This is a genomic window from Tabrizicola sp. T74 (assembly GCF_057219935.1).
Genome location: NZ_JBXVVT010000002.1, coordinates 221,372 through 244,407 on the forward strand (window position 1 = coordinate 221,372; position 23,036 = coordinate 244,407).

Genomic DNA, 23,036 nt, shown 5'->3' on the forward strand with positions numbered 1-23,036 from the left:
TCAGCCGCCCGTCTTGATCTCGGTCCAGGCGCGGTTCAGGTCGGTTTCCTGCTCGATCGTCTGCGGTAGCGGTGTGTACAGCCGGGCGATGGCCGTGGCATCGGGGTAGACTGCGGGATCGGCCAGGATCGCCGGGTCGACAAACTCCCGCGCACCCTTGTTCACATTGGCATAGCCGGTAAAGTTGGTGCAGCCCGCGATGACCTCCGGGCGCAGCAGATAGTCGATGAACCTGTGGCCGTTCTCGACATTCTGGGCATCCGCCGGCATGGCCCAGACGTCGAACCAGGCCGGGGCACCGGTCTTCGGGACAAAGTAGCCAAGGTTCATCTCGATCCCGGCCTCTGCCGCCCGCGCCTTGGCCACACCATAGTCGCCCGACCAGTTGTTGACCGCGCACAGCTCGCCATTCGGGATCGCCGTCAGGTAGTTCGCGTTGTCGAAGGTCGAGATGTATTCCCGCACCGGCTTGACCGCCTCGACCATCTTGGCCCACTCGGCAGGGCCTGCCTTGTTCGGGTCGATGCCAAGATAGCTCAGGATCATGAATCCGATGTCGTTGGGGCTGTCCAGCAAGGAAATGCCGCAGTCGGCAAGCGCTGCGGCATTCTCGGGCTTCAGGATCAGATCGAGCGATTCAAGATCGGCATCGGGCAAGCGTTCCTTCACCATGTCGATGTTGTACGTCATCCCGACCGAGCCCCACATGTAGGGCACTCCATAGTCATAGTTCGGGTCGTACAGCGAAAAGACCTTCAGGATCTCCTGGTCAAGATTGCCCCAACCCGTCAGCTTGGACCGGTCCAGTTTCTGCAGCACCCCCGCCTGGATCGACCGGGGCAGCCCCTGCCCGGCATGCAGGACGACGTCATAGCCGGTCGATCCGGCCAAGAGCTTGGCCTGCATCTCCTCGGCGCTGGCATAGAGGTCGTAGACCACCTCGATCCCGGTTTCTGCCGTGAAATCCGCCAACGTGGTCTCGCCGATATAGTCGGCCCAGTTGTAGACATTCACCGTGCCGCCTTGCGCCCAGGAAGGCCGGACCCAGGGGGTCGCAAGCGTTGCGCTGGCACCGATCAGCGCCTGGCGGCGGTTCAGCTTCATGGCGTCTCTCCCCAGATGGTCGTGATTGATTTTTCAGTCAGCTTATTCGTGCCCGGTTACCTGACAAGACAATTCTGCATTCAGGGCGGCGATCCGGTCTTCGGGCGGCGCTTCGGCAAGGTTGAGAACCGGCAACAAGGCCCGCAGCCCATCGTGATGGCGACGCAGGCCGTACTCCAGGTCCGACAGGTGAAACCCTTCGAAGGCCGAGCTTTTCATCGACTCGTTCGACCAGATCGACAGCTGCCGGTCCTCGGCCGAGGTGTCGCGGTCGATGCGCAGCGCCAGATAGCGCGCCAGCCGTTGCTGCCGCGTCTCGTTCGGCCAGCGGTACAGCCGCCCGGTCAGCCGGGTCAGGCCCTCGGTCAGGGGCAGGTCCTGGTAGAATTGCACGCCTTCCGGGGTGATGGCGAAAACCTGGTTCGGGAAAAGTCCGTAATAGGTCCAGGCCTTCTGCAGATGCCAGGGAAGGGATGGCCGGTCGACCGAGGCCTTCACATAGTTCCGCACTGACCACAGCCGCCCCGGCACGTCGCCGAACCAGCCGATCGACATCGACAGGCCGTTTTCCAGATGATGGTCGCGGTAGGTGCGGCCGTAAAGCTCCTGCAGCCCCGGATGGGCCAGCGCGACGTGGTAGCCTTCGTTGTCCACATCGCGGACCGATTTCCAGTTGACGGGCAGATCGTTCGTCCACTGCGGCGTCGCAACGGGCACCAGCCCGCCAAGCCCGTAGGCAGCGAAGTCGGCATCGAACGGCGCAAGCAAGGTGGCAATGTCTGGTTGCGGCCCGGGGTGGAACCGCAGGAACAGAAAGCCGTGAAACCGCCCCAGCTCAATCGGCTTCAGCCCGAACTCCTCGCGGTTCATCTGGCCAAAGCTGGCAGGCTGGGCCGCCCCGCGCAGGCTGCCGTCCAGATTGTAGACCCAGCCGTGGAACGGACAGACGATCGAGCCCTTGCAATGGCCCCGGTCCCCGTCAACCACCCGCGCGCCACGATGGCGGCAGAGGTTGTGGAAGGCGCGGACCTCTCCGTCCTGACCCCGCATGATGACCGCCCGCTCGCCCAAAAGATCAAAGCTCAGCCAGTCACCCGGGTTCGGAATGTCGCATTCATGGCCCGCAACCTGCCAATGCGTGAGGAACAGCCGCTCCCGCTCCAGCTGGAACAGGGCTTTCGAGTGATAGGCCCAGGCCGGCAAACCCCGGCGATCCCAGTCGTTCGGGATCGGCAGGATGGCATAGGGAAGCTCGGTCATGCTGGATCCTCCATCTCGGCCAGAACCCACTGCTGAAAGCGGTGGATCTCGTATTCCTCGGGCATCAGCCGCGCCGCCGTGAAAGCTGGGGATCGCATGCCGCGCTGGTTCATCTCGGAAGCCGCCCCGTCCTGCTGCATCACGATCTTGGCGAAGGCCGCGACTTCGGCGGCGTCAAACTCGGGCTGGCCCAGGGTTTCCGGCGCAAAGTGCCACTCGGCGATCAGGCGGGTCGTCTCGGGGCCGGTGGGGACGATGCGCACCGACCGGACATAGTCGACATGCGCCACCACATAGGCCGAGGGCCAAAGCGTGACGAAACTGTAGCCTGCCCTCTGCTCGGCTTCGGTCAGCCCGGGAAAGACCGGCCCGCACGGCCTGCCATCCAGGGTCCAGGTCCCCGCCCCCTCGCGCAGGTTCGGTCGGACGGGATCGTCTGGCGTCCAGCCCAGGGCCTCGGACTGGCCCATGATGCCCTTGCCGTACAGGGGCACCATGTCGCACAGTTCGGGGTGGATGCCCGGGCAGTGCAGGCATTCCGAATAATTCTCCCAGAAGGCCTTCCAGTTGCAGGCAAGGTCGGTCTCCCAGCGATGGCCGGTCTGCAGGCTGTCCATCGGCCAGTTGTCCAGCGTTTCCAATCCGACATCTGCCCAGACCGCGCCGGGATTTGGCGCAAGGTTCAGGAACAGAAACCCGTTCCATATCCGGGTCTGGACGGGTTTCAGCCCATGTGCGCTGCGGTCGAAATCCTCGGTCGGGACCGCATGGCCCGTCGACACCAGCCGCCCGTCGTCCGCTGCAAAGGCAAAGGCGTGGTAAGGGCAGCGGACCAGCTTGCCGACCGGTTCTTCCTCCTCGCGGCAAAGTTCGGACCCGCGATGCGGACAAGAGTTGTGCCAGGCGGCAAGTCGGCCTTCGGCGTCGCGCAGGACGATGACACTTGCCGCCCCGACGGTGACCCGGCGCATCTTCCCCATGGGAAAGTCCCCTGCCCGGCCGACCATCACCCACTGCCGGGCAAAGATCGTGGCCATCTCGCGATCATGCCAGGCCCGGTCCATATAGGCCGCCCGGGGCAGACCCTCCGGACAATGGTCCAGACGCGGGGACAGCGGGTGGCGGTCATGGCTTCCCATCGGTACCTCCCAGGGGATGTGGCGCAGCGAAGGCCGGGTCAACGGACGGGCGGTCGATCACCGGTACGTGCCCCCACAGGTGCCGCCCTAGAAGTGCAGATGACTGACTGTACTGTCAATCAGAAACTTGCCGTTGCCGGTGATGATGAACCGGCTACTATGGCCAAAACCGAACGTGGCAGGATCAGTGACAGACAGTCAACCCATCGAGAAAAGCCGCCCGCCGCGCACGATGAGCCGAGATGCCCGTCGGCTGCAGCTGATCGAGGCGACGATAGAAACCATTGCCGCCCGCGGGATTTCCCGGACAACCCTGAACGAGGTGGCGCGCCGGGCCGGGCTTAGCCACGGGCTGGTGCTGTTTCATTTTGCCTCGAAGGAAAACCTGCTTGGCGAAACGCTGACCTTCATGGCGGACGAATACCACCGCAGCTGGACCGAGGCGATTGCCGGCAAGGAAGACGACCCCGCCGCACAGCTCAAGGCGCTGATCGACGCGGATTTCACTCCGGAAATCTGCACCCCGGCCCGCCTTGCGGCCTGGGGGTCCTACTGGGGCGAGACGCAAAGCCTGCCGATGTATCAGGAAATCTGCGGCGAAAAGGACAAGGCCTATGCGCTGGTGCTTGAAGGCATCGCGCGCAAGCTGTTGCAGCGGGCGGGCCGGTCGGACGACCCCCGGATTGCCGCGCGGATCCTGCGCCTGACCCAGGAAGGCACCTGGCTGGACATGACCACGCTGGCTGTCCCCTACTCGGTCGAAGAGGCGCACCAGACCGTATTGCATTGCGCCCGCACGCTGTTTGGCGATCAGTTTCCCTACTGAACCCTTGGCGTCATGCGGTGCAGGGGCCCGGGCCCTAGCCGTCGAAACGGTTGGCACCCCGCCGCCGTTCGTCCACCGGCCGCGTGTCGATCACTGCCTGGTGCGCCCGTTGGTCACAGCCGGTGCGCGGACAGATGCGGCAGTTGATGCCGATGGGTGTCATCCGGGCCGTGGTCAGCGACAGCCCCTCGGCATAGCCGATCTGCCCGGCATGCTCGATTGCGCAGCCCATGGCCACCGCCAGCCGGTTGTCCTGCGCATGGCGGAACCAGGTCGGCCGGTCGACAGTGCGCGACACCACGAAGAACCGGCTGCCGTCCGGCATCTCGACGAACTGCGGCACGATCCGCCCGGGCGTGCGGAACGAGGTGTGGACGTCCAGCCGCGGACAGGCCCCGCCGTATTCGGCCAGCGGAAACTCGGTCGCGTTGAAGCGCTTGGTCACGTTGCCGCCCTTGTCGATCCGCAGGAAGAAGAATGGCACCCCCTGCGCGCCTTCGCGCTGCAGAGTCGTTGCCCGGTGGCAGGCCTGTTCAAAGCTGACCCCGAAGCGGGTCGCCATCAGGTCGAAGTCGTACTTCGTCGCCCGCGCCTCGGCCAGGAAGGCGGCATAGGGCATCAGCACCGCCGCCGCGAAATAGTTCGCCAGCTCCACCCGCAGCCGGCTGACCGCCGCCGGATCGGTCAGGGCCGCCCGCGCGATCAGGCCGTCCAGCAGGTCGCGCCATTCCAGAAGCGCGCACATGTGGACCAGCTGGAAGCTGCGGTTGGGATGGTCCATCGCCTCGGACAGCAGGATCTCGCGCCGCGTCTCGTCATAGGTGCGCAGAGTGCCCGGCAAGTCCTCGACCCGCGCCAGCCGCACCGTCACGCCCAGCCGGTCGGCCAGCCGCGCCTTCAGGCTGGCATAGACGTCGTCCCGGTCCGGCTGCTTGCCGTCCCAGAACCGTTCGGACGCCAGCTCCAGCTCGCGGAAATGGTTGCGGTTGCGGCGGAAGATCATGTGCACCGATGCCTCGGGCGTCCCCGTCGGGTCCGTCGCGGACTGTGACAAGGCCGACAGGCGGTCGATCGCCGAGCCATAGGCACGATGCAACCGCAGCAAGGCCGCCGCCAGGTCCGGCGCATGGACCAGCGCCGCGCGAAGCTGCGCGAGGTCAGGCTGGCTTCCGGCAAAGATCGGGTCCTGCAGACAGGCGCGCAGGTCGGCCAGCATCGACCCGGTCTGGTCATCCGCCAGATCGCGCCAGTCGACGCCGTATTCCTCCATCAGCCGCAGAAGGACCTGGACCGACACCGATCTTTCGTTGTTTTCCAGAAGGTTGACGTAGGACGCCGAGATCCCCAGCGTCCGCGCCATAGCGCCTTGCGTCTCGCGCCGTTCCTGCCGCAACCGGCGCAACTGCGGGCCGATGAAGGTCTTCTGCATACCGTCGCACACAATTTGGCTATTGTCGAATTTACAATATTACAAAAATGAAAGTTTGTAAATTGCTGCATTCACAGCAGAACGCGGCAGCATTTGCCGAAATACCGGGCGCGCCGCATCTTCCCCTCAATCCCACACCCCAGAGGACCCGCCATGACCTTCCGCCCCGGCCTGAACCACCTCTACATCCCCGGCCCGACCAACGTCCCCGACACCGTCCGCATGGCGATGAACGTGCCCCAGCAGGACCAGCGCGGGCCCGAGTTCGGCGCATTCGTCCTGTCGATCCTGTCCGACCTGAAGCCGATCTTCGGCACCACCCAGGGCCGCGTGATGCTGTTCCCGGGCTCGGGCACCTCGGCCTGGGAAGCGGCCATTGTGAACACGCTCTCCCCCGGCGACCGCGTGCTGATGGCGCGGCACGGCCAGTTCTCGACCCTCTGGGCCAAGATGGCGGTGGACCTGGGCCTGGACGTCGAGCTGGTCGACGTGGCCTGGGGTGCGGCCACCCCGGTCAACGAATTCGCCCGCCGCCTGGGCGCCGACCGCGAGGGCAAGATCAAGGCGGTCTTCGTCACCCACAACGAAACCGCGACCGGCGTCACCTCGGACGTCGCCGGTGTCCGCCAGGCGCTGGACGCCTCGTTCCACGACGCGCTCCTCTTCGTCGACGGCGTCTCCTCCATCGGCTCGATCCCCTTTCTGATGGACGATTGGGGCGTCGACCTCGCCGTCACCGGCAGCCAGAAGGGGCTGATGTCCCCCGCGGGCCTGGGCATCCTGGGCGTCAGCGACAAGGCCATGGCGGCGTCAAAGGCAAAGGGCATCGCCCGCAGCTTCCTCAAGTTCGACGACTACGCGATCCAGACCGATACCGGCTATTTCCCCCACACCCCGCCCACCCCCGTCCTGCATGGCCTGCGCGAGGCGCTGAACCGTATCAACCGCGAAGGGCTGGACAATGTCTTCTCCCGCCACGCCCGCCTTGCCGCAGGCGTCCGTGCCGGGGTCAACGCCTGGGGCCTGGACACCTGCGCCGAGCATCACTCGATTGCCTCCGACACCGTCACCGCGATCCGGACTCCGGCGAATGTAGACGCCCGCGATGTGATCCGCACCGGCCTCACCCGCTATAACACGTCCTTCGGCTCGGGCCTCGCGCAACTCGCGGGCAAGGTCTTCCGCATCGGCCACCTGGGCGACCTGAACGAAGGCATGTGCCTGACTGCGCTGGCCGTGGCGGAGCTTTCGCTGCGTGCCGCCGGGGCCAAGGTCGCCCTGGGCGCGGGCGTCGCGGCGGCGCAGGAAGTCTATGAACAGAGTGCCCGGGTCGTCGCCCTGGCCGCGGAGTAAGTCATGAGCCACACCCTCTACCCCCTCAAGAAGCAACGCCTGCAGCGGTCCGAACTCGCGGTTCCCGCAAGCAACCCGACGATGATCGACAAGGCCGCCAACGGCCCCGCCGACTATGTCTTCCTTGACCTCGAAGACGCCGTCGCCCCGCCGGAAAAGGAACAGGCCCGCAAGAACGCGATCCAGGCCCTGAACGACATCGACTGGGCCGCGAAGGGCAAGACCGTGTCGGTGCGCATCAACGGCCTCGACACCCATTACATGTACCGCGACGTGGTCGACGTGATGGAGCAGGCGGGCGACCGGGTCCACACGCTCCTGGTGCCCAAGGTCGGCGTGCCGGGCGACCTCTACATGGTCGACGCCATGGTCAACCAGATCGAGATGGCCAAGGGCTTCACCACCCGCGTCGGGCTTGAGGCGCTGATCGAAACCGCGCTTGGCATGGCCAATGTCGAAGCCATCGCCCAGTTCGGCAGCCGCTTGGAGGCGCTGCACTTCGGCGTCGCCGACTTCGCCGCCTCGATGCGGGCACGCACCGTCAACATCGGCGGGCTGAACCCCGACTACCCGGGCGATCAGTGGCACGCCGCCATCGCCCGCATGGTCACCGTCTGCCGCGCCTATGGCCTGCGTCCCATCGACGGCCCGTTCGGCGATTTCTCGGACCCCGAAGGCTACAAGGCCGGCGCCCGCCGCGCCGCGGCGCTTGGCTGCGAAGGCAAATGGGCGATCCACCCCAGCCAGGTGACCTTCGCGAACGAGGTCTTCTCCCCCACCGAGGCCGAGGTGACCAAGGCCCGCCGCATCATCGAGGAACTGCGCGCGGCTGAGGCGCAGGGCAAGGGCGCGGCGAGCCTCGACGGCAAGATGATCGACGCCGCCAGTGAAAAGATGGCCCGCAACGTCCTCGTCGTCGCCGACGCGATCAGCGCGAAATAGAAACGGCGGGCCACCCGGCCCCCTTCCCGACCACAGGACCCCACAACACGGGCAGACCGTGACCGATGCGGTCATGCCCAAGGAGGACGGACATGGACATCCATGAATACCAGGCGAAGGAAATCCTCGGCCGCTTCGGCGTGCCGGTGCCGAAGGGCGGACTGGCCTACAGCCCGGAACAGGCGGCCTACCGGGCGCGCGAACTGGGCGGCAACGCCTGGGTCGTGAAGGCCCAGGTCCACGCCGGGGGCCGGGGCGCAGCCGGGGGTGTCAAGCTGTGCAAATCGGTGGACGAGGTCCAGACCTATGCCTCCTCCCTTTTCGGCCGCCAGCTGGTGACCAAGCAGACCGACCAGGCGGGCAAGGGCGTCTACCGGCTTTGGGTCGAACCCGCCTGCGACATCGCCAAGGAGCTGTACCTGGGCTTCGTCCTTGACCGAAAGACCGAACGCATCATGATCGTCGCCTCCGCCCATGGCGGGATGGAGATCGAGGACCTCGCCGAAACCGACCCGCAAAGCCTGCGCCGGATGACCATCGACCCCGCCGCCGGGCTGGTCGAATTCCAGGCGCGCGAGCTGGCCTTCGGGCTGGGGCTGACCGGCAAGCAGGTCAACCAGATGGTCACCGTCCTGCAGGCCTGCTACCGCGCCTACCGCGACCTTGACGCCATGATGGTCGAGATCAACCCCCTGGTCATCACCGGCTCGGGCGACCTTCTGGCGGTAGACGCGAAGATGAGCTTCGACACCAACGCCCTCTTCCGCCGCCCCGAGATCGCCGAGCTTCGCGACCGCAGCCAGGAAGACCCGCGGGAATCCACCGCCGGGGACCACGGCCTCGCCTATGTCGGCCTGACCGGGGACATCGGCTGCATCATCAATGGCGCGGGCCTCGCGATGGCCACGATGGACATGATCAAGCTGGCCGGGGGCGAGCCCGCGAACTTCCTCGACATCGGCGGCGGTGCCAGCCCCGAACGCGTGGTCCGTGCCTTCCGCACCGTGCTGGCCGACCCCATCGTCAGCGTGATCCTGGTCAACATCTTCGCCGGCATCAACCGCTGCGACTGGGTGGCCGAGGGCGTTGTGAAAGCCTACCGCGAGGTCGGCATGACCATCCCGGTCGTCGTCCGCCTGGCGGGCACCAACGTCGAGGAAGGCAAGGCGATCCTCGAAGGCTCGGGCCTGCCGCTCATCACCGCCGACACCCTGGCCGAGGCCGCCGCAAAGGCCGTGGCCGCCCGTCCGAAACTGGCTGCATAAGGAGGACACCATGGCCATCCTGATCACCGAGAAGACCAAAGTCATCGTCCAGGGCATGTCCGGCCGCATTGGCCAGTTCCACGCCGCCGACATGATCAAGCACGGCACCAACGTCGTGGGCGGCGTGACCCCCGGCAAGGGCGGCGAGCGGCTCCTGGACCGCCCGCTCTTCAACACCGTCCGCGAGGCGGTGGACGCGACCGGGGCCGAGGCCTCGCTCCTCTTCGTCCCGCCGCCCTTCGCCGCCGACGCGATCATGGAGGCCGCAGATGCCGGCATCCGCACCGCCGTCTGCGTCACCGACGGCATCCCGGCGCAGGACATGATGCGGGTCAAGCGCTATCTCCGCCGCTATCCCGAAAGCCGCAAGCTGCGCCTGATCGGGCCGAACTGCGCGGGCATCATCTCGCCCGGCAAGGGCTTCATGGGCATCATGCCGCCGCACATCTACATGCCGGGCCGCGTCGGCATCATCGGCCGGTCGGGCACGCTCGGGTATGAAGCCGCCTCGCAGATGAAGGCGCTTGGCATCGGCGTCTCGACCAGCGTCGGCATCGGCGGCGACCCGATCAACGGCTCGTCCTTCCGCGACATCCTGGAGCTCTTTCAGCAGGACCCGGAAACCGATGCCGTGATGATGATCGGCGAAATCGGCGGCCCGCAAGAGGCCGAAGCCGCCGCCTGGGCTGCCAAGCATATGACCAAGCCCATCGTCGCCTACATCGCCGGACTGTCCGCGCCCAAGGGCCGCAAGATGGGCCATGCCGGGGCGATCATCTCGGCCTTCGGCGAAAGCGCGCAGGAAAAGGTGGAAATCCTCACCGCCGCCGGGATCACCGTCGCGCCGAACCCCTCGGCGATGGGCGAAACGATGGCCCGCGTCCTGACCCAGCGCCGCGCCGCAGCCTGACCCGCCCGCGACGGCAACACAATATGACCCGGCGACCAGGAAGGTCGCCGGGTCCTTTCATGCAGATCAGTCGAAGACCGCCGCGATGTCCTGAACGCTCGCGCCTTCCTTGATCTCGCGCAGTCGCGCATAGATCAGCGCGACAGTGATTGCGCCAAGCGCCGCGCCAAAGGTTGTGATCAGCGCAAGAACGATGATCCCGATTACCATCGCGCCGCCGCCCAGCCCGGCTCCGGCCATCATCAGACCAACCAGGAACATTGCGACGAAACCGATAATCGCCGAGATGATGGTGATCAGGATGAAGGCGCCGACAATCGGCCAGCGATAGTCTTTCGTAAGCGCCGCGCTGCGCCCAAGGCCGCCGAACCCGACCTTTTCGATCACCACCGCCGCAGGCATCACCGAGAACACCGCATAGATCCAGAGCCCCGGAATGATCAGCGCGATCAGTCCCAGCACCATCAGGATACCGGCTGCCAAGCTGAGGATGGCGATGGGAATGGCCGCTGACAGCGCCGGGCCGAAGTAGCCGCCCAGTTTCAGCTGCCGACGCAGTTTCGCGTCGTAGGCCATCTGCACCAGAAGCGCCGTCGTGATCCCGCTCAGCACCAACTGAACCACGATGTCGACTGCCGAACGCACCAGCATTCCGCTGTCTCCCACACCGGTGGGTCCGCCCATGCCCAAAGCCACGTCCCAGCCATTCAAGAGGCCCGAGATCACGATGCCCAGCAACGTGGGCCCCAGGCTCAGGATCAGCACGGCAAAGACATTGCCGAACAGGATGGAAAAGCTTTCGCTGATGATCGAGCCGACGCCAAGCGCAGGCCCCGACAGGTTGGTGGTTGTTGAACTCATGTGAACTCCTTCCGATGTGACTTCAGCCAAAAAAAGGCCTTTCCTGGAATATGACGCCGAACCTTCTCACGGCCGCGTGAGGATGACACCTGATCTTGCCCTGCCCATCAAGCCGTCTCGCAACCGTGCCTTGCAATTGTGGCAAAATGTTCACGCCTGGGTATCGGTCTCGGCATGATGCTTGTCGGCGCGGCGGTCGCCGAACAGTTGGCGCTGTTCCAGATGCGCGCGCTGTGCGGTGTAGAAGGCCTGCAGGAAGGCCGCATGATCGGCAGGGTCCACCGGGTCGGCATAGCCGATCTTGCGGCGGATCTTCTCGATGACGGTGGCCAGGGTCTTGCGGTGGTTGTCATAGGCCGTGGGCGACATCCGCCCGGTATCGGCGCGCAGGATACCCTCCAGCGTCTGCAGTTCGAACGCGCCGTAATGGTCCAGCTGGTGCGACAGGAAGACGATCCGCGTGCCGTCGGTCTCGACCGGAACCGTCTCTTGCGCCAGGTCCTTCAGCAACACCGGCTGCGGCAGGTGGATCACATGCGTCCCGGCCAGCAGGTCGCCCAGCCGCTGCCGGTAGGGGTTCATCAGCGGGATCAGGAAGGCCATGACCACCCAGGCCAGCGCGATCAGCGACACGACGGGCGAGGCCACGTCCAGCGCCAGCACCAGCGTGCCCGGCAGGAAGATCTCGGCCTCTTTCAGCAGGTTGCGCAGGACGATGGCATGGGTGGACAGCGTGCCGCCGTCGTGGCTGATGACCTTGATCTTCATCAGCCGCTTGCCCAGCGTCTGGCCGTTCCAGATCAGCTCGGTCACGACGTAGTAGGGCACGCGCGTCAGGAAGAACAGCATCGCTCCGATGGCGAACAGCGTGTGCGGCTCGGTCAGCTGCAGAAGGCCCAGCAGGATCAGGATCGCCACGGCCCCCGCGAGGGTCAGCAGAATGTCGGCCAGCTGGGCGGACATGCGCACGCCGATCCCCGCGACCTTCAGCGTCAGCGGCACACCTTCCGGCGACAGGATGGTATCCGGCGACGGACGCGGTTTCTTGCGGCGGAAGAACCTCATGCCCGGCCCCGCCCAGCAAAGACCGCCCAGGCCAGCCACAGAAGGCCGATCCCCCAGCCAATGGCATAGCGGGTGGTCATGTCCTGCACCGTCTGGCGAAAGAACCCCTCCAGGATCGCCGCCACCACCAGCATGACCGCCGCGACCAGCGCCAGCTTCACCGCATCACGGCCCGCGCTTCGCAGCGCCTCACGCCGGGTCACGCCGCCCGGGAACAGGACCGCCGCCCCCAGCTGCACGCCCCCACCACAGGCGATGCAGATCGCCGCAAGCTCGGTCACGCCATGGATCGACAGCCACCCACCCAGGTCCCAGCCGAGGCCCCGGTCAACATGCAACGCCATGAACGCGCCGATCCCAAGGCCGTTGTAGAAGGTCAGCGCAATCGCCGGCAGGCAGACAAACACCCCCAACCCGAAGATGAAGATCGCGATCCGCGTGTTGTGCGAGAACAGGAACGTCGCAAAGGCCCCAAGGCCGGTGGTGTCGGGGTCATCGGAATAGATCACCGACCGCAGATAGGCCGTGGTCGCATCCGGACTGCGGCCCCCGGCCAGTTCCGGCGGCAGGAAGACAAAGTACCAGGACGGGTTTTCCAGATAGAGGACAAAGCCGGTCAGCGCCCCCAGCCCCATGCACAGGAAACCGATCAGGATGAAAAGCCACGACCGCCGCAGCGCCTGCGGGGCGGATTTGGCGAAGAACCGGCTCACCAGCCCGCCCAGCCGTTCCTGCGGGGCATAGACGCACAGATAGGCCCGCGCGGTCAGCGCCTCCAGATACTCCAGAAGCGCCCGGTCCAACGAGATTTCTCGCGCAATCGCCAAGGACGTCGTCGCCCGCCGATAGCTCGCCGCCAGGTCACGCGCGGCGGCATAGTCCATCCGGTGCAACCCCCGGCGTTCGGCCTGCGCGACAAGACTTTCCAGCAGCCGCCAGTCCGCCTCGCGTTCGGCGCGGAACCGGGCAGAGCGAAGGGTAAGCGTCTCGGCCATCAGATCAGGTCCCGCGCCTTGATATCGAGGTAGGTCGACACCAGCCGGGCCGTCACCGTGTTGGGTTTCGCATCGACCACTGTCACCCCCAGCCGCACCAGCCGCTCCAGCACGCGGCGGCGGTCCTGCACCCACTGGTTCGCCGCGACCAGCGTCACCACACCGTCCAGGTCCTCGGGCCCCTGATCGACAACCGCCTCAAGGTCGGGGTCGCGGATCGTGACAAAAACCACCAGGTGGCGCCGCGACAGGATGCCGATGTTCTCGATCATCAGTTCGGCCGAGGTGGTGTCGATGAAATCGGTGAAGATGATGATCAGGCTGCGCTTCGGGGTGCGGGCGTTCAGATCGGTCAGGGCCAGCGTGTGGTTCGTCTCGCGCCCGACCGGGTCCAGGTCCGCCGTCCAGCTGCGCAGCCGGGCAAAGGCCTGCCGGCCCGGCCGCGGGGCGATAAACGTGGTGGGCCGCGCATCATAGGCGAAATAGCCGACCAGATCGCCGCCCACCGCCGCCGCCCAGGCCGTGGCCAGCGCCGCCGTGGTGGCATGGTCGATCTTCGGCAGGCCCATCACCTCTTCCCGCATCAGATAGCCGGTGTCGAAGGCCAGGATGACATGGTGGTTGCGCTCGGCCTGCAGCTCGCGCGCGACCAGCGACCGCTTCCGGGCCGACCGCTTCCAGTCGATGGTCTTCACATCCATCCCCCGCACGAAATCGCGCAGCTGGTGGAATTCGGACCCCTCGCCAATCGCCCGGTTTTCTTTGGAGCCATAGAGCGTGGACATCACCGTGGTGGTGATCTCGCCCGACTGGATCGGCCGGATGTTCGGCACCACCCGGGTCTCTACCTCGATGGCCGGGCGCGGCGTGAACTCGAACAGCCCCAGGCGCGACGGCCAGACCAGCCACAACCGCGTCAGCCGCCAGACCCCGCGCCGCACCGCCCGGCAGGACACCGTGGCCACATCGCCGTTGAATCGGCACTCCGCCGGGCCGCTCAGCCCATCGGGCCAGTCGAACCGGGCCACCAATCGGTCGGGCGCGGGCGAGATCGTCAGGACCAGGTCGGCGCTTTCCCCCAGGAAGATTTCCGGCGCAAGCTGCACCGACACCGCCTTCCGCCGCGGCAGCGACAGCACCACATCCCCCAGCGCCAGCACGGTCAGGAAGATCCAGGGCGCCAGCGCAAGATCGCGCAGCGCCCCGCCCCAAAGCCCGGCCGCGACCGAGGCCAAGAGCGCGGCCACGGCAGCCTTCAGCAATCTGGCGGATGGACGGATCAGCGCGGGGCCTCGATCTGGTTCAGGATGTTCTGCAGGACCTGCTCGGCGTCCCGGCCCTCGATCTCGGCGGTGGGGCCCAGCACGATCCGGTGGCGCAGCGCCGGGATGAACAGCCGCTTCACGTCATCCGGGATCGCAAAGTCGCGCCCGCTGAGCGCTGCCAGCACCCGGGCCGCCCGCGCCACGGCGTCCGCCGCGCGGGTCGAGGCGCCATGCGAGATCTCCGGGTTCGTCCGCGTCGCCCGGATCAGCCGCAAGATATAGGCCAGGATGTCGTCCTTCAGGATGATCCCGTCGATCAGCGCCCGGCTTTCGGCCAAGGCTGCTGCGTCTAGCACCTTCGCAAACCCCGCCGTCTCCAGCCCCGCCTCAATGGGCTTGGCGGCATGCGCCTTCAGGATCGCCATTTCCACGTCCTCGGGCGGGAAGTCGATCTCGATCTTGAACAGGAACCGGTCCAGCTGCGCCTCGGGCAAGGGATAGGTGCCCTGCTGCTCGATGGGGTTCTGCGTGGCGATGACGATGAAGTCCGAGCCCAGCGTGTGGTCCGTCCCGTCGATGCTGACCGTCCGCTCGTTCATCGCCTGCAACAGCGCGGCTTGGGTCTTCGGCGGGGCGCGGTTGATCTCGTCGGCCAGCAGCACCTGGCTGAACACCGGCCCCTTGGTCAGGACAAAGGCGTTGGTCTGGAAATTGAAGATCGAGGTCCCGAGGATATCGCCCGGCATCAGGTCCGGCGTGAACTGAACCCGCCCGAAGTCCAGCGCCAGCGCGGCGGCAAAGCTGCGGGCAAGCAGCGTTTTCGCCGTGCCGGGCGGGCCTTCCAGAAGGATATGCCCCCGGGCGAACAGGGCGACCAGCAACAGGTCCACAGCCTCTTCCTGGCCAAGCACGGTGCGCCCGATCTCGGCGCGCAGCGCGTCGGCACGGTCACGAAGGGTCTCAAGGGTCATTCGCTATCAACTCCAGGATCTGTTCCAGGTCTTCGACATGATGGATTGCGACCGAGGCAGGAATGCGGGCGGGAACCGCCTTGATCCGCTCCAGCACTTCGTCCAGCCGCTTGGCAAGGTCTGGGCGACGGCGGCCCAGATAGCGCAGGAAGGCCTGCTCCTCGCCGATCTGACGGGCATGCCCCGGCCCCACCAGCCGCGCTGCCGTCGCCGCAACCCGCGCTGCGGCATAGTCGGCCAATATCGCGCCGTCCTGCCCGGTCAGCCGCATCAGCCGCGCCCGCGCCCGGATCGCCAAGAGCTTGCCGCCTTGCGTCACCCGCGCGCGCGGCTCCGGCCCAAGCAGTACCGGCCCGGCCCGCCGGAACGACCGCCACAAGACCAGCGCCAGCGCCAGCCCTGCGCCCAGCCACAGCGCCAGGAACGGCGGCTGGAAGAACCGCAACAGGTCCGACCAGGTCCGCTCGCGCGCGATGGGCTCCTCGGTCGAGGCCAGCCAGTTCTCGCGGCTGTAGTCGATGACCAGGCTCCCCTCACCCGCTGCCGAGGTCAGGACCTCACGCGCGATCAAGGCATTCTCGCCCAACCGCAGCCCGTGGTTGTTCAGCAGATCGGGGTCCGACAGGATCAGCACCGTCCCGTCCGACCCCGCCACCGGACACGAGGCCAAGAGCGTCTCCGCCCCCCGCCCAATGATCGGATCGCACCCCGTCGAGTCAAACAGCTGCGCGGCATAAAGCTCGGACCTCAGCTCGCCGCCCGTGTCCGACCGATAGGACAGGCTGGTGAAGACGCGGGGGATCCGGGTCAGGCGCATCCCGTTTTCTCCGGTCAGCGACCGCAGGAACGCATTCAGCCGAGCCTCCTCGACCAACAGCGCCGGATGGGCGATCCCGGTCAGCCGCATGCCACTGCGCCATTTCGGCAGCACGATCAGCGCGGGCAGGGTCTCGATCTTCTCGCGCAGGGGCTGCCAGTCCAGGTCGGATTCGTCCTGCTGGAACAGAAGCTGCATCTTGTCCAGCGGCGGCTCAAGATCGCGGTCCGGGACCGTGTCGAAGACGGGCAGCACCAGAAGCCCGATGCTGGCCGGGTCCAGTAGCCAGCCCCCGGTAAAGTTCTGCGCGCTGACCCCTTCCGAGGCGAGCCACACCTGCAACCCGTCATAGCCGACCGGCGACTGGCGCAGTTCCTGCTGGCGCTGCGACAACAGATACATGAGCCCGGCCAGCACCACGACGGCGACCAGGCCCACGATCAGCAGGTCGGTCCGGATCGGCGAGGCGCGCTGGATGCTGGCGTCACTCATGCCGGCCGCCCCGCGATCAGCGGCCGCACGGCCTCGACATGGGCCTGGAACTCCTCCTCGGTGACCTCACGGTTGCCGAACAGCACACGCTCCGCCGCCATGACCAGGCTCCGCAGCCCCTCCAGATGCGCCTGGCCCTTGGGGATGTGCCGCAGCGTGTCGCGCATCGTCCAGCTGGACTGCAAAAGCACCCCATTCGCCGCAATGGTCTTTGCCAAGGCGGCCTGCACCAGCATAACCAGCGCGCGCCTGCGGTCCGAGGTCGTCAGGATCGCATGCAGATCGGCAGGCGGCCCCGTCTCGGCCAGGTTCGGCGACCCCCGCCCACGGCGCGCCCGGGCCGGGTTCTGCACATCGCCTTCCAGCGAAAGGGTCAGCCCGCCGCCGAATTTCACGAAGGCCAACAGGATCCCGATCAGGATCGCCGCGGCCAGAACCAGCATCATGGTCCGCGTCGGCGCGGGAATCTCCGCATCGTCGCCAGCCACGGCCTTGGGCTTGGCCGGTTCCTGCTGCGTGTCCAGTTCCGGCAGCGCCCCGGTCGGGTCGAAATAGCCGACGTCCGTCTCGATCCGGCGATAGCCCAGCGATTTCAGATAAGCCTCGCCCGATGGCCCGATTTCCAGTGGCTGAGCCGTGACCTCCTGCGCCCCGGCCGCAAGGGGGGAAAGAGCAAGGCACAACACAAGGAAAGCAAGACGAAACGGCCACATGCCACTAGGGTTAGCCGAACCCCGGCAAGCCCGCAATCAACCTATGCGATCCGATCACTCGCCCGACAGCGACACAGCGTTTCCATCAGGCCGATGCCTCTCCCCTGGGCAGTCAGGCCCCCGACGAGGCCGCTTTTCCAACCTCCAGATGTGGGATCAGCAGGGCAAACAGCTCGGCCTGGGACGATATCCCGCAGCGCTCATAGATCTGGCGGCGGAACACCTTGACCGTCAGCGGCGACAACCCCAGCCGCTGGGCAATCGACGCGGTGGAATGCCCGCGCAGGATCAACAGCGCGACTTCGCTTTGCCGGGCGGACAGCACGATCCCCCGGTCCCGCTCAAGTGCCGCCTTCATCCGGGCCAGGGCATCCGGGCCTTCCGGTGCCGGGGCCGCGATGTCGGGCCAGTGCCGTTCCGCCAAAGCGACCACGATCGGCGCAATCCGCCGACAGGTCTCCAACGCGCGGGCGGAAAAGCCCCGACCCGAGGTCGCGTCCCGGGCAATGCACAGCGTCAGCCCGACGCCGGGGCGCGGGTACAAGAGAAAGCCGACCTCGTCCTGTATGGTCGTCTGCTGGTAGTATTCCTGGAAATACCGGCTGCGGTGAAATGCATCTGGCGCGACCTCCAGCAGCCGGTAGGCCCCGGGCGGCGCCCCCGACAGCTGCAGCTCGTACAGCGGGTCCAGCAGATAGGCCCCGTCGACATAGGTCGTCTCGATCTGCGCGAAGACGCGCGGGTCCGATGCCTTGCGAAACAGGACCCGCGGCGCATTGCCCTTGGGAAAGGCCAGGATCACCAGATTGTCCGCCTCGGTCGCCGCGACCAGATAAGCGAACAAGGCTGCCGGAAAATCAGGCGTTCCGTTCGCACGGATGGCAGCTGCCAGGCAGCTTTCGACCAGATCGGCTTCTGCGCGCATCGATACCTCTGCGGGGGTATATACAACCCGAAACGGCCCATCATACCCTTTATCTGCGAATCGGGGGGTATACCATCCATGCAAACGGCGATCTCGATCCGCCAGGCGGTGAAGCGCTACGGGACCGTGACCGCGCTCCATGGCGTGTCGATGGATATCGCGGATAACGAGTTCTTCACCCTTCTCGGCCCCTCCGGCTGCGGCAAGACCACGCTGCTGCGGATGCTCGCCGGATTCGAGGATGTGACCGAGGGGGAGATCCTCCTCTTCGGCGAAAGGATCGCGTCCCTGCCTCCGGAAAAGCGCCCGGTCAACACGGTCTTCCAGCAATACGCCCTGTTTCCGCACCTGACCGTGCTGGAAAACGTAGCCTTCGGCTTGAAGATGAAAGGCATCCCCCTGGCCGAACGCACGACGCGGGCGGGGAAGATGCTGGACCTTGTCCACCTTTCCGGCTTCGCCGACCGCAAGCCCGCGCAGCTGTCCGGCGGCCAGCAGCAGCGCGTGGCGCTTGCCCGGGCGCTGGCGCCGCAGCCCAAGGTCCTCCTCCTCGACGAACCGCTCTCCGCGCTGGACCTCAAGCTCCGCCAGGCGATGCGGGTCGAACTGAAGGCCCTGCAGGAAGAAACCGGCATCACCTTCATCTTCGTCACCCACGACCAGGAGGAAGCCCTGGCCATGTCCGACCGGATCGCGGTGATGTCGGCAGGCCAGGTCCAGCAGATCGGCACCCCGCGCGAGATCTACGAGGCCCCGGTCAACCGCTTCGTCGCCGACTTCATCGGCGAGACCAACCTGATCGAGGTCGAGGTGGTGAGTGTCGCCGATGGCCGCGCCACCGTAACTCTGCCGGGCGGCCACCGCCTCACCTGCGCTGCGGCAACGAACAGCGGCGGGCGACATGCCCTGTCAGTCCGCCCGGAGCGGGTGACGATCAGCAGCGAAGCGGCAGACCTGCAGGCCACGGTTGAACGGGTGATCTACCTTGGCACCGACCTGCATCTCATCACCCGGCTGGACGGCGGCGCGCCGTTTTCCCTGCGCCTGCAGAACGCCGCCCGCGTGGCCCTGCCCGAAGCGGGCACCAAGATCGGCCTGAAGCTTGAGGAAGGCGCCGCGCGCCTTCTGGCCGACTGATGGCCGGCGCCGCCCCCACCCCTGGAACGGCAGGCGGCAGCGACGCCACCTACGCGCGCCTGCGCAAACCCCTCCTCGCGCCGACCTGGGCCGTCATCGGGGTCTTCCTCCTGCTCCCCGTCCTTCTCATGGTCGTCTATTCCTTCCTGACCAAGGAGTTCCGCGGCGGGGTCGAATGGGATTTCACCCTCGCCGCCTACGACCAGTTCTTCGTCACCCGTGGCCTCTTCGGCGACGAGCCCGCCCAGATCGAATGGACCTACATCTCGATCTTCTGGCGCTCGATCTGGCAGGCCGGACTGGCAACGCTCCTCTGCCTCCTCATCGGCTTCCCCACCGCATGGTTCATTGCGACACGGCCCGAGTCGTCCCGCCCGATCTGGCTCTTTCTCATCACCATCCCCTACTGGGTCAACCTCCTGATCCGCACCGTCTCGCTCCGCTTCATCCTGCGCGACCAGGGGCCGATGAACGACGCGCTGATTGGCCTTGGCGTGATCTCAGAACCGCTGGAGGTCCTGAACACCAACCTCGCCGTGCAGATCGGGCTGTTCTACAGCTACCTGCCCTTCATGGTCCTGCCGATCTATGCCGCGGTCGAGCGCTACAACTTCGCCCTGTCCGAGGCCGCCGCCGACCTCGGCGCGAACCGCTGGCGCACCCTGTTCGAGGTCGTCCTCCCCGTCGTCCGCCCCGGCATCGTCGCAGGCTGCATCCTGGTCTTCGTCCCCGCCCTTGGCGCCTTCCTTGCACCCGACCTGCTGGGCGGAGCGAAAACCTTCATGATCGGCTCGCTGATCGACGAACAGTTCCGCGGCAGCCAGGGCAACTGGCCGTTCGGGGCCGCCGTCTCGGTCATCCTGATGACCCTCGTCCTGATCGTCCTTCTTTTCCAGGCCCGCGCGGCGGCGAGGGCTGAGCGATGATGGGCGTCCGCCATTACCCGGGCTTTATGGCCATCACGCTCGTGTGCCTGCTGGTCCTGTACCTGCCGCTCACGGTGGTCGCCGTCTATTCCTTCAACGGCTCCACCTCGATCACCACCTGGGGCGGCTTTTCCTTGCGCTGGTACGCCGATGTCTTCACCGGCCCCGAGGCCACCCGCTTCGGCCAGGCCGCCTGGAACTCGCTCACCATCGCCATCATCGCCGCGACCGCTTCCACCGGCATCGCTACCGCCGCCGCACTCGCAATGATCCGCAGCGGCCGGTTTCGCGGCAAGACCGCCAGCTACGCACTGATCAACCTGCCGCTACTTGTGCCGGAAATCGTCATCGCCGTGGCTACGCTGATCTTCTTCACCACCATCGGCCTGACCACGGGCTACCTGACCATCCTGATCGCCCACATCACCTTCTGCATCCCCTTCGCCTACCTGCCGATCGCCGCCCGTCTGTCAGGGATCGAGGGTTACTACGAACAGGCCGCCCGCGACCTTTACGCCAGCCCCTGGCAGGCCTTCCGCCTGATCCTTTTGCCGCTTCTTGGCCCCGGCATCCTGTCGGGCTTCCTTCTCGCCTTCATCATCAGCCTCGACGACTTCATCATCACCAACTTCGTCAAGGGCGCCGGGATGGAAACTCTGCCGACCGCGATCTTCGGGTCCGTCAAGCAGGGGATCAAACCCAACATCATGGCGATCTCGACCATGATGCTGGCCGTCTCGGTCCTCTTCGTCAGCCTAAGTTACCTCATCAACCGCAGGGGCCGCCCGGCCCGATAAGCACAGGGAGACAACCGCATGAAACGACTGCTCGCACTGACCACCCTTCTCGCCACCCCGGCCTTTGCCGAGGGCGAGCTGAAGGTCTACCACTGGTTCGAATACATCCCGCAGGAACTGGTCGACAAGTTCACCGCCGAGACCGGGATCACCGTCACCATCGACACCTACGACAGCAACGAGGCGATGCTGGCCTCCCTCAAGGCCGGCAAGCTTGGCCAGTACGACGTGGCCGTCCCCGGCGACTACATGGTGGAAATCATGCGCGGCGAGGGCATCCTGGGCGAATTCGCGCCCGAGGAAATGCCGAACTTCGCCAACATCGATCCGCAGTGGCTCGACGTCCCCTTCGACCCGGGCCGCAAGCATTCCATCCCCTACCAGTGGGGCTCGACCGCCTTCTCGGTGAACCGCGACGTCTACCAGGGCGACATTGGCAGCCTTGGCATCATCTTCAACCCGCCGGACGAACTGAAGGGCAAGATCAACGTCCTCGACAGCCAGGGCGAGGTTCTGGCGCTCGGCTCGCTCTACCTCGGCATCCCGCAGTGCACGACCGACCGGGAACAGCTGAAGGCGCTGAACGACATGCTCCTGACGGCCAAGGAAAGCTGGGCCTCGTTCGGGTCAGACATCGCCAAGGACGTGCTGGTCTCGGGCGATGCAGCAGCGGGCATGATCTACAACGGCTTCTCCGCCAAGGCCCGGGCCGAGGGCGCGAATGTCGAATACGCCTTCCCCAAGGAAGGCTACGTGGTCTGGATGGACAACGTGGTCCTCTTGAAGGACGCGCCGAACCGCGACAACGCGATCAAGTTCATGAACTTCCTGCTTGATCCGCAGAACGCCGCAGCGGTGACCAACTATGCCGCCTACAGCCCGGGCGTGACCGGCGCGACGGACTTCCTCGATGCCGCGATCAAGGACTCGCCGGAAAACAACCCGCCCGCCGGGCAGAAGGGCGAATTCATCGTCGCCTGTGATGCCGAAACCCAGGCGCTGTATGACGCGATCTGGACCAACCTGAAGAAGTAAAGCCCCAGCGCCCTGCCCCCAGGGGCGGGGCGCACCAGCCAAAGGTGACCCGATGCGCCTCGCCGTCCTCCAGGCTCCCTCTCCCGGGGGTGACCTTGCTGTTGCCTGTTCCACCGTCGAACAAGCCCTCACCGCCGCGTCAGCCGCCGGTGCAACCGCCCTTGTCGTGCCCGAGGTTTTCCTGCCCGGCTACAACCACCCCGACGTGGCAAGCCTGGCATTGACGAACGACGCCCCGGCGCTGGACCGCCTGCGCCAAGCCGCCCGCCAGGCGACAACCGCCCTCGTCCTCGGCTATGCCGAATCCGCCGACGGCGCGGTCCACAACGCCGCGCTCTGCATCGGCCCCGATGGTCAGGACCTCGCCCATTACCGCAAGATCCAGCTCTACGGCCCCCGGGAAAAGGCGATCTACCGCCCCGGCGACCGCTACGCGACCTTCACCCTTGGGGGCCGCAAGCTCGCGCTCCTCATCTGCTACGACGTCGAATTCGCCCCCCACATCGCCGCGCTTGCCGCCCAAGGGGTGCAGGCGATCCTGGTCCCCACCGCCAACATGATGCCCTTCACCCATGTCGTGCAGCACACCGTCCCGGCGATGGCTGCGAACCACGGCCTTGCCATCGCCTATGCCAACTTCTGCGGCACAGAGGGCGACCTGACCTATGTCGGCGGCAGCCTGATCGCCGGCCCCCATGGCGAAGTGCTGGCCCAGGCCGGCACCCACCCCGCCCTCCTCATCGCCGACATCCCCGCGGTCGATCCCACCCGGATCACCACCCAGGCCCAAGACCTACGGACCCTCTGAC

The 23,036-nt window shown here is 66.2% G+C and carries 22 protein-coding genes; 10 read left to right on the forward strand and 12 right to left on the reverse strand.

Annotation, left to right across the window (positions count from 1 at the left end):
• Genes AC2EAL_RS07765 through AC2EAL_RS07775 form a run of 3 tightly spaced genes read right to left on the reverse strand, consistent with a single transcriptional unit; the run spans window position 1 to window position 3,503 of the window.
• A complete protein-coding gene (locus AC2EAL_RS07765) occupies window positions 1-1,104 on the reverse strand; it encodes a polyamine ABC transporter substrate-binding protein (protein ID WP_484723621.1) in 1,104 nt (367 codons plus the stop codon).
• Between the two features lie 42 nt (window positions 1,105-1,146).
• Window positions 1,147-2,364, reverse strand: coding sequence for an aromatic ring-hydroxylating oxygenase subunit alpha (locus tag AC2EAL_RS07770; RefSeq protein ID WP_484723622.1), 1,218 nt, complete (start codon window positions 2,362-2,364; stop codon window positions 1,147-1,149).
• Entirely contained in the window at window positions 2,361-3,503 is a 1,143-nt protein-coding gene (locus tag AC2EAL_RS07775; RefSeq protein WP_484723623.1) for an aromatic ring-hydroxylating oxygenase subunit alpha, read from the reverse strand. Before AC2EAL_RS07775 ends, AC2EAL_RS07770 begins: the two co-directional genes overlap by 4 nt.
• 187 nt (window positions 3,504-3,690) lie before the next feature.
• On the opposite strand from AC2EAL_RS07775, the gene AC2EAL_RS07780 reads away from it, so the two are divergent.
• Complete coding sequence (locus AC2EAL_RS07780; protein WP_484723624.1) at window positions 3,691-4,329, forward strand: TetR family transcriptional regulator; 639 nt, start codon at window positions 3,691-3,693, stop codon at window positions 4,327-4,329.
• A gap of 34 nt (window positions 4,330-4,363) precedes the next feature.
• On the opposite strand, the gene AC2EAL_RS07785 is transcribed toward AC2EAL_RS07780, so the two are convergent.
• Window positions 4,364-5,758, reverse strand: coding sequence for a helix-turn-helix domain-containing protein (locus AC2EAL_RS07785; RefSeq protein WP_484723625.1), 1,395 nt, complete (start codon window positions 5,756-5,758; stop codon window positions 4,364-4,366).
• A gap of 153 nt (window positions 5,759-5,911) precedes the next feature.
• Between AC2EAL_RS07785 and AC2EAL_RS07790 the strand changes: the two genes are divergently transcribed.
• The 4 genes from AC2EAL_RS07790 to sucD all read left to right on the forward strand — a co-directional run bounded on the left by AC2EAL_RS07790 (window position 5,912) and on the right by sucD (window position 10,228).
• Window positions 5,912-7,111, forward strand: coding sequence for a pyridoxal-phosphate-dependent aminotransferase family protein (locus AC2EAL_RS07790; protein WP_484723626.1), 1,200 nt, complete (start codon window positions 5,912-5,914; stop codon window positions 7,109-7,111).
• Window positions 7,112-7,114: 3 nt separating this feature from the next.
• Window positions 7,115-8,053 carry an HpcH/HpaI aldolase/citrate lyase family protein gene (locus AC2EAL_RS07795; RefSeq protein ID WP_484723627.1) on the forward strand — a complete coding sequence of 313 codons (939 nt, stop codon included), beginning with the start codon at window positions 7,115-7,117 and terminating at the stop codon, window positions 8,051-8,053.
• A gap of 92 nt (window positions 8,054-8,145) precedes the next feature.
• The gene (locus AC2EAL_RS07800) at window positions 8,146-9,318 is read left to right on the forward strand and encodes a malate--CoA ligase subunit beta (RefSeq protein WP_484723628.1); all 1,173 of its coding nucleotides are present in this window, start codon (window positions 8,146-8,148) and stop codon (window positions 9,316-9,318) included.
• Window positions 9,319-9,328: 10 nt separating this feature from the next.
• Window positions 9,329-10,228 (forward strand): succinate--CoA ligase subunit alpha, encoded by a 900-nt coding sequence (gene sucD / locus AC2EAL_RS07805; protein WP_484723629.1) that lies wholly within the window; start codon window positions 9,329-9,331, stop codon window positions 10,226-10,228.
• Window positions 10,229-10,294: 66 nt separating this feature from the next.
• On the opposite strand, the gene AC2EAL_RS07810 is transcribed toward sucD, so the two are convergent.
• The 8 genes from AC2EAL_RS07810 to AC2EAL_RS07845 form a co-directional block, all read right to left on the reverse strand.
• Window positions 10,295-11,089: a hypothetical protein gene (locus AC2EAL_RS07810; protein ID WP_484723630.1), complete on the reverse strand. Its 795-nt coding sequence runs from the start codon at window positions 11,087-11,089 to the stop codon at window positions 10,295-10,297.
• Between the two features lie 150 nt (window positions 11,090-11,239).
• Window positions 11,240-12,154: an RDD family protein gene (locus tag AC2EAL_RS07815; protein WP_484723631.1), complete on the reverse strand. Its 915-nt coding sequence runs from the start codon at window positions 12,152-12,154 to the stop codon at window positions 11,240-11,242.
• A complete protein-coding gene (locus AC2EAL_RS07820; RefSeq protein ID WP_484723632.1) occupies window positions 12,151-13,149 on the reverse strand; it encodes a stage II sporulation protein M in 999 nt (332 codons plus the stop codon). The genes AC2EAL_RS07815 and AC2EAL_RS07820 overlap by 4 nt, the downstream gene beginning before the upstream one ends.
• On the reverse strand, window positions 13,149-14,396 hold the full coding sequence (locus AC2EAL_RS07825; RefSeq protein WP_484723633.1) for a DUF58 domain-containing protein: 1,248 nt from the start codon (window positions 14,394-14,396) through the stop codon (window positions 13,149-13,151). Before AC2EAL_RS07825 ends, AC2EAL_RS07820 begins: the two co-directional genes overlap by 1 nt.
• Window positions 14,397-14,428: 32 nt before the next feature.
• Entirely contained in the window at window positions 14,429-15,385 is a 957-nt protein-coding gene (locus tag AC2EAL_RS07830; protein ID WP_484723634.1) for an AAA family ATPase, read from the reverse strand.
• Window positions 15,375-16,694, reverse strand: coding sequence for a hypothetical protein (locus AC2EAL_RS07835; RefSeq protein ID WP_484723635.1), 1,320 nt, complete (start codon window positions 16,692-16,694; stop codon window positions 15,375-15,377). The genes AC2EAL_RS07830 and AC2EAL_RS07835 overlap by 11 nt, the downstream gene beginning before the upstream one ends.
• Window positions 16,691-17,380: a DUF4129 domain-containing protein gene (locus AC2EAL_RS07840; protein WP_484723954.1), complete on the reverse strand. Its 690-nt coding sequence runs from the start codon at window positions 17,378-17,380 to the stop codon at window positions 16,691-16,693. Before AC2EAL_RS07840 ends, AC2EAL_RS07835 begins: the two co-directional genes overlap by 4 nt.
• A 139-nt stretch (window positions 17,381-17,519) precedes the next feature.
• Window positions 17,520-18,332: a response regulator transcription factor gene (locus AC2EAL_RS07845; RefSeq protein ID WP_484723636.1), complete on the reverse strand. Its 813-nt coding sequence runs from the start codon at window positions 18,330-18,332 to the stop codon at window positions 17,520-17,522.
• 78 nt (window positions 18,333-18,410) lie between these two features.
• Between AC2EAL_RS07845 and AC2EAL_RS07850 the strand changes: the two genes are divergently transcribed.
• Genes AC2EAL_RS07850 through AC2EAL_RS07870 form a run of 5 tightly spaced genes read left to right on the forward strand, consistent with a single transcriptional unit; the run spans window position 18,411 to window position 23,035 of the window.
• The gene (locus tag AC2EAL_RS07850; RefSeq protein WP_484723637.1) at window positions 18,411-19,469 is read left to right on the forward strand and encodes an ABC transporter ATP-binding protein; all 1,059 of its coding nucleotides are present in this window, start codon (window positions 18,411-18,413) and stop codon (window positions 19,467-19,469) included.
• Window positions 19,469-20,395: an ABC transporter permease gene (locus tag AC2EAL_RS07855; protein WP_484723638.1), complete on the forward strand. Its 927-nt coding sequence runs from the start codon at window positions 19,469-19,471 to the stop codon at window positions 20,393-20,395. Before AC2EAL_RS07850 ends, AC2EAL_RS07855 begins: the two co-directional genes overlap by 1 nt.
• Window positions 20,392-21,192 carry an ABC transporter permease gene (locus tag AC2EAL_RS07860; protein WP_484723639.1) on the forward strand — a complete coding sequence of 267 codons (801 nt, stop codon included), beginning with the start codon at window positions 20,392-20,394 and terminating at the stop codon, window positions 21,190-21,192. Before AC2EAL_RS07855 ends, AC2EAL_RS07860 begins: the two co-directional genes overlap by 4 nt.
• An 18-nt stretch (window positions 21,193-21,210) precedes the next feature.
• Entirely contained in the window at window positions 21,211-22,227 is a 1,017-nt protein-coding gene (locus AC2EAL_RS07865; RefSeq protein WP_484723640.1) for an extracellular solute-binding protein, read from the forward strand.
• Between the two features lie 52 nt (window positions 22,228-22,279).
• On the forward strand, window positions 22,280-23,035 hold the full coding sequence (locus tag AC2EAL_RS07870) for a nitrilase-related carbon-nitrogen hydrolase (protein ID WP_484723641.1): 756 nt from the start codon (window positions 22,280-22,282) through the stop codon (window positions 23,033-23,035).
• Window position 23,036: the final 1 nt, after the last annotated feature.

What these genes read in the sequence shown, in the direction of transcription:
- sucD (WP_484723629.1), top strand. Translation starts at nt 9,329, where the DNA reads ATGGCCATCCTGATCACCGAGAAGACCAAAGTCATCGTCCAGGGCATG.
- AC2EAL_RS07870 (WP_484723641.1), top strand. Translation starts at nt 22,280, where the DNA reads ATGCGCCTCGCCGTCCTCCAGGCTCCCTCTCCCGGGGGTGACCTTGCT.
- AC2EAL_RS07800 (WP_484723628.1), top strand. Translation starts at nt 8,146, where the DNA reads ATGGACATCCATGAATACCAGGCGAAGGAAATCCTCGGCCGCTTCGGC.
- AC2EAL_RS07810 (WP_484723630.1), bottom strand. Translation starts at nt 11,089, where the DNA reads ATGAGTTCAACAACCACCAACCTGTCGGGGCCTGCGCTTGGCGTCGGC.
- AC2EAL_RS07835 (WP_484723635.1), bottom strand. Translation starts at nt 16,694, where the DNA reads ATGAGTGACGCCAGCATCCAGCGCGCCTCGCCGATCCGGACCGACCTG.
- AC2EAL_RS07790 (WP_484723626.1), top strand. Translation starts at nt 5,912, where the DNA reads ATGACCTTCCGCCCCGGCCTGAACCACCTCTACATCCCCGGCCCGACC.
- AC2EAL_RS07775 (WP_484723623.1), bottom strand. Translation starts at nt 3,503, where the DNA reads ATGGGAAGCCATGACCGCCACCCGCTGTCCCCGCGTCTGGACCATTGT.
- AC2EAL_RS07770 (WP_484723622.1), bottom strand. Translation starts at nt 2,364, where the DNA reads ATGACCGAGCTTCCCTATGCCATCCTGCCGATCCCGAACGACTGGGAT.
- AC2EAL_RS07845 (WP_484723636.1), bottom strand. Translation starts at nt 18,332, where the DNA reads ATGCGCGCAGAAGCCGATCTGGTCGAAAGCTGCCTGGCAGCTGCCATC.
- AC2EAL_RS07795 (WP_484723627.1), top strand. Translation starts at nt 7,115, where the DNA reads ATGAGCCACACCCTCTACCCCCTCAAGAAGCAACGCCTGCAGCGGTCC.
- AC2EAL_RS07820 (WP_484723632.1), bottom strand. Translation starts at nt 13,149, where the DNA reads ATGGCCGAGACGCTTACCCTTCGCTCTGCCCGGTTCCGCGCCGAACGC.
- AC2EAL_RS07850 (WP_484723637.1), top strand. Translation starts at nt 18,411, where the DNA reads ATGCAAACGGCGATCTCGATCCGCCAGGCGGTGAAGCGCTACGGGACC.
- AC2EAL_RS07855 (WP_484723638.1), top strand. Translation starts at nt 19,469, where the DNA reads ATGGCCGGCGCCGCCCCCACCCCTGGAACGGCAGGCGGCAGCGACGCC.
- AC2EAL_RS07830 (WP_484723634.1), bottom strand. Translation starts at nt 15,385, where the DNA reads ATGACCCTTGAGACCCTTCGTGACCGTGCCGACGCGCTGCGCGCCGAG.
- AC2EAL_RS07860 (WP_484723639.1), top strand. Translation starts at nt 20,392, where the DNA reads ATGATGGGCGTCCGCCATTACCCGGGCTTTATGGCCATCACGCTCGTG.
- AC2EAL_RS07785 (WP_484723625.1), bottom strand. Translation starts at nt 5,758, where the DNA reads ATGCAGAAGACCTTCATCGGCCCGCAGTTGCGCCGGTTGCGGCAGGAA.
- AC2EAL_RS07765 (WP_484723621.1), bottom strand. Translation starts at nt 1,104, where the DNA reads ATGAAGCTGAACCGCCGCCAGGCGCTGATCGGTGCCAGCGCAACGCTT.
- AC2EAL_RS07865 (WP_484723640.1), top strand. Translation starts at nt 21,211, where the DNA reads ATGAAACGACTGCTCGCACTGACCACCCTTCTCGCCACCCCGGCCTTT.
- AC2EAL_RS07815 (WP_484723631.1), bottom strand. Translation starts at nt 12,154, where the DNA reads ATGAGGTTCTTCCGCCGCAAGAAACCGCGTCCGTCGCCGGATACCATC.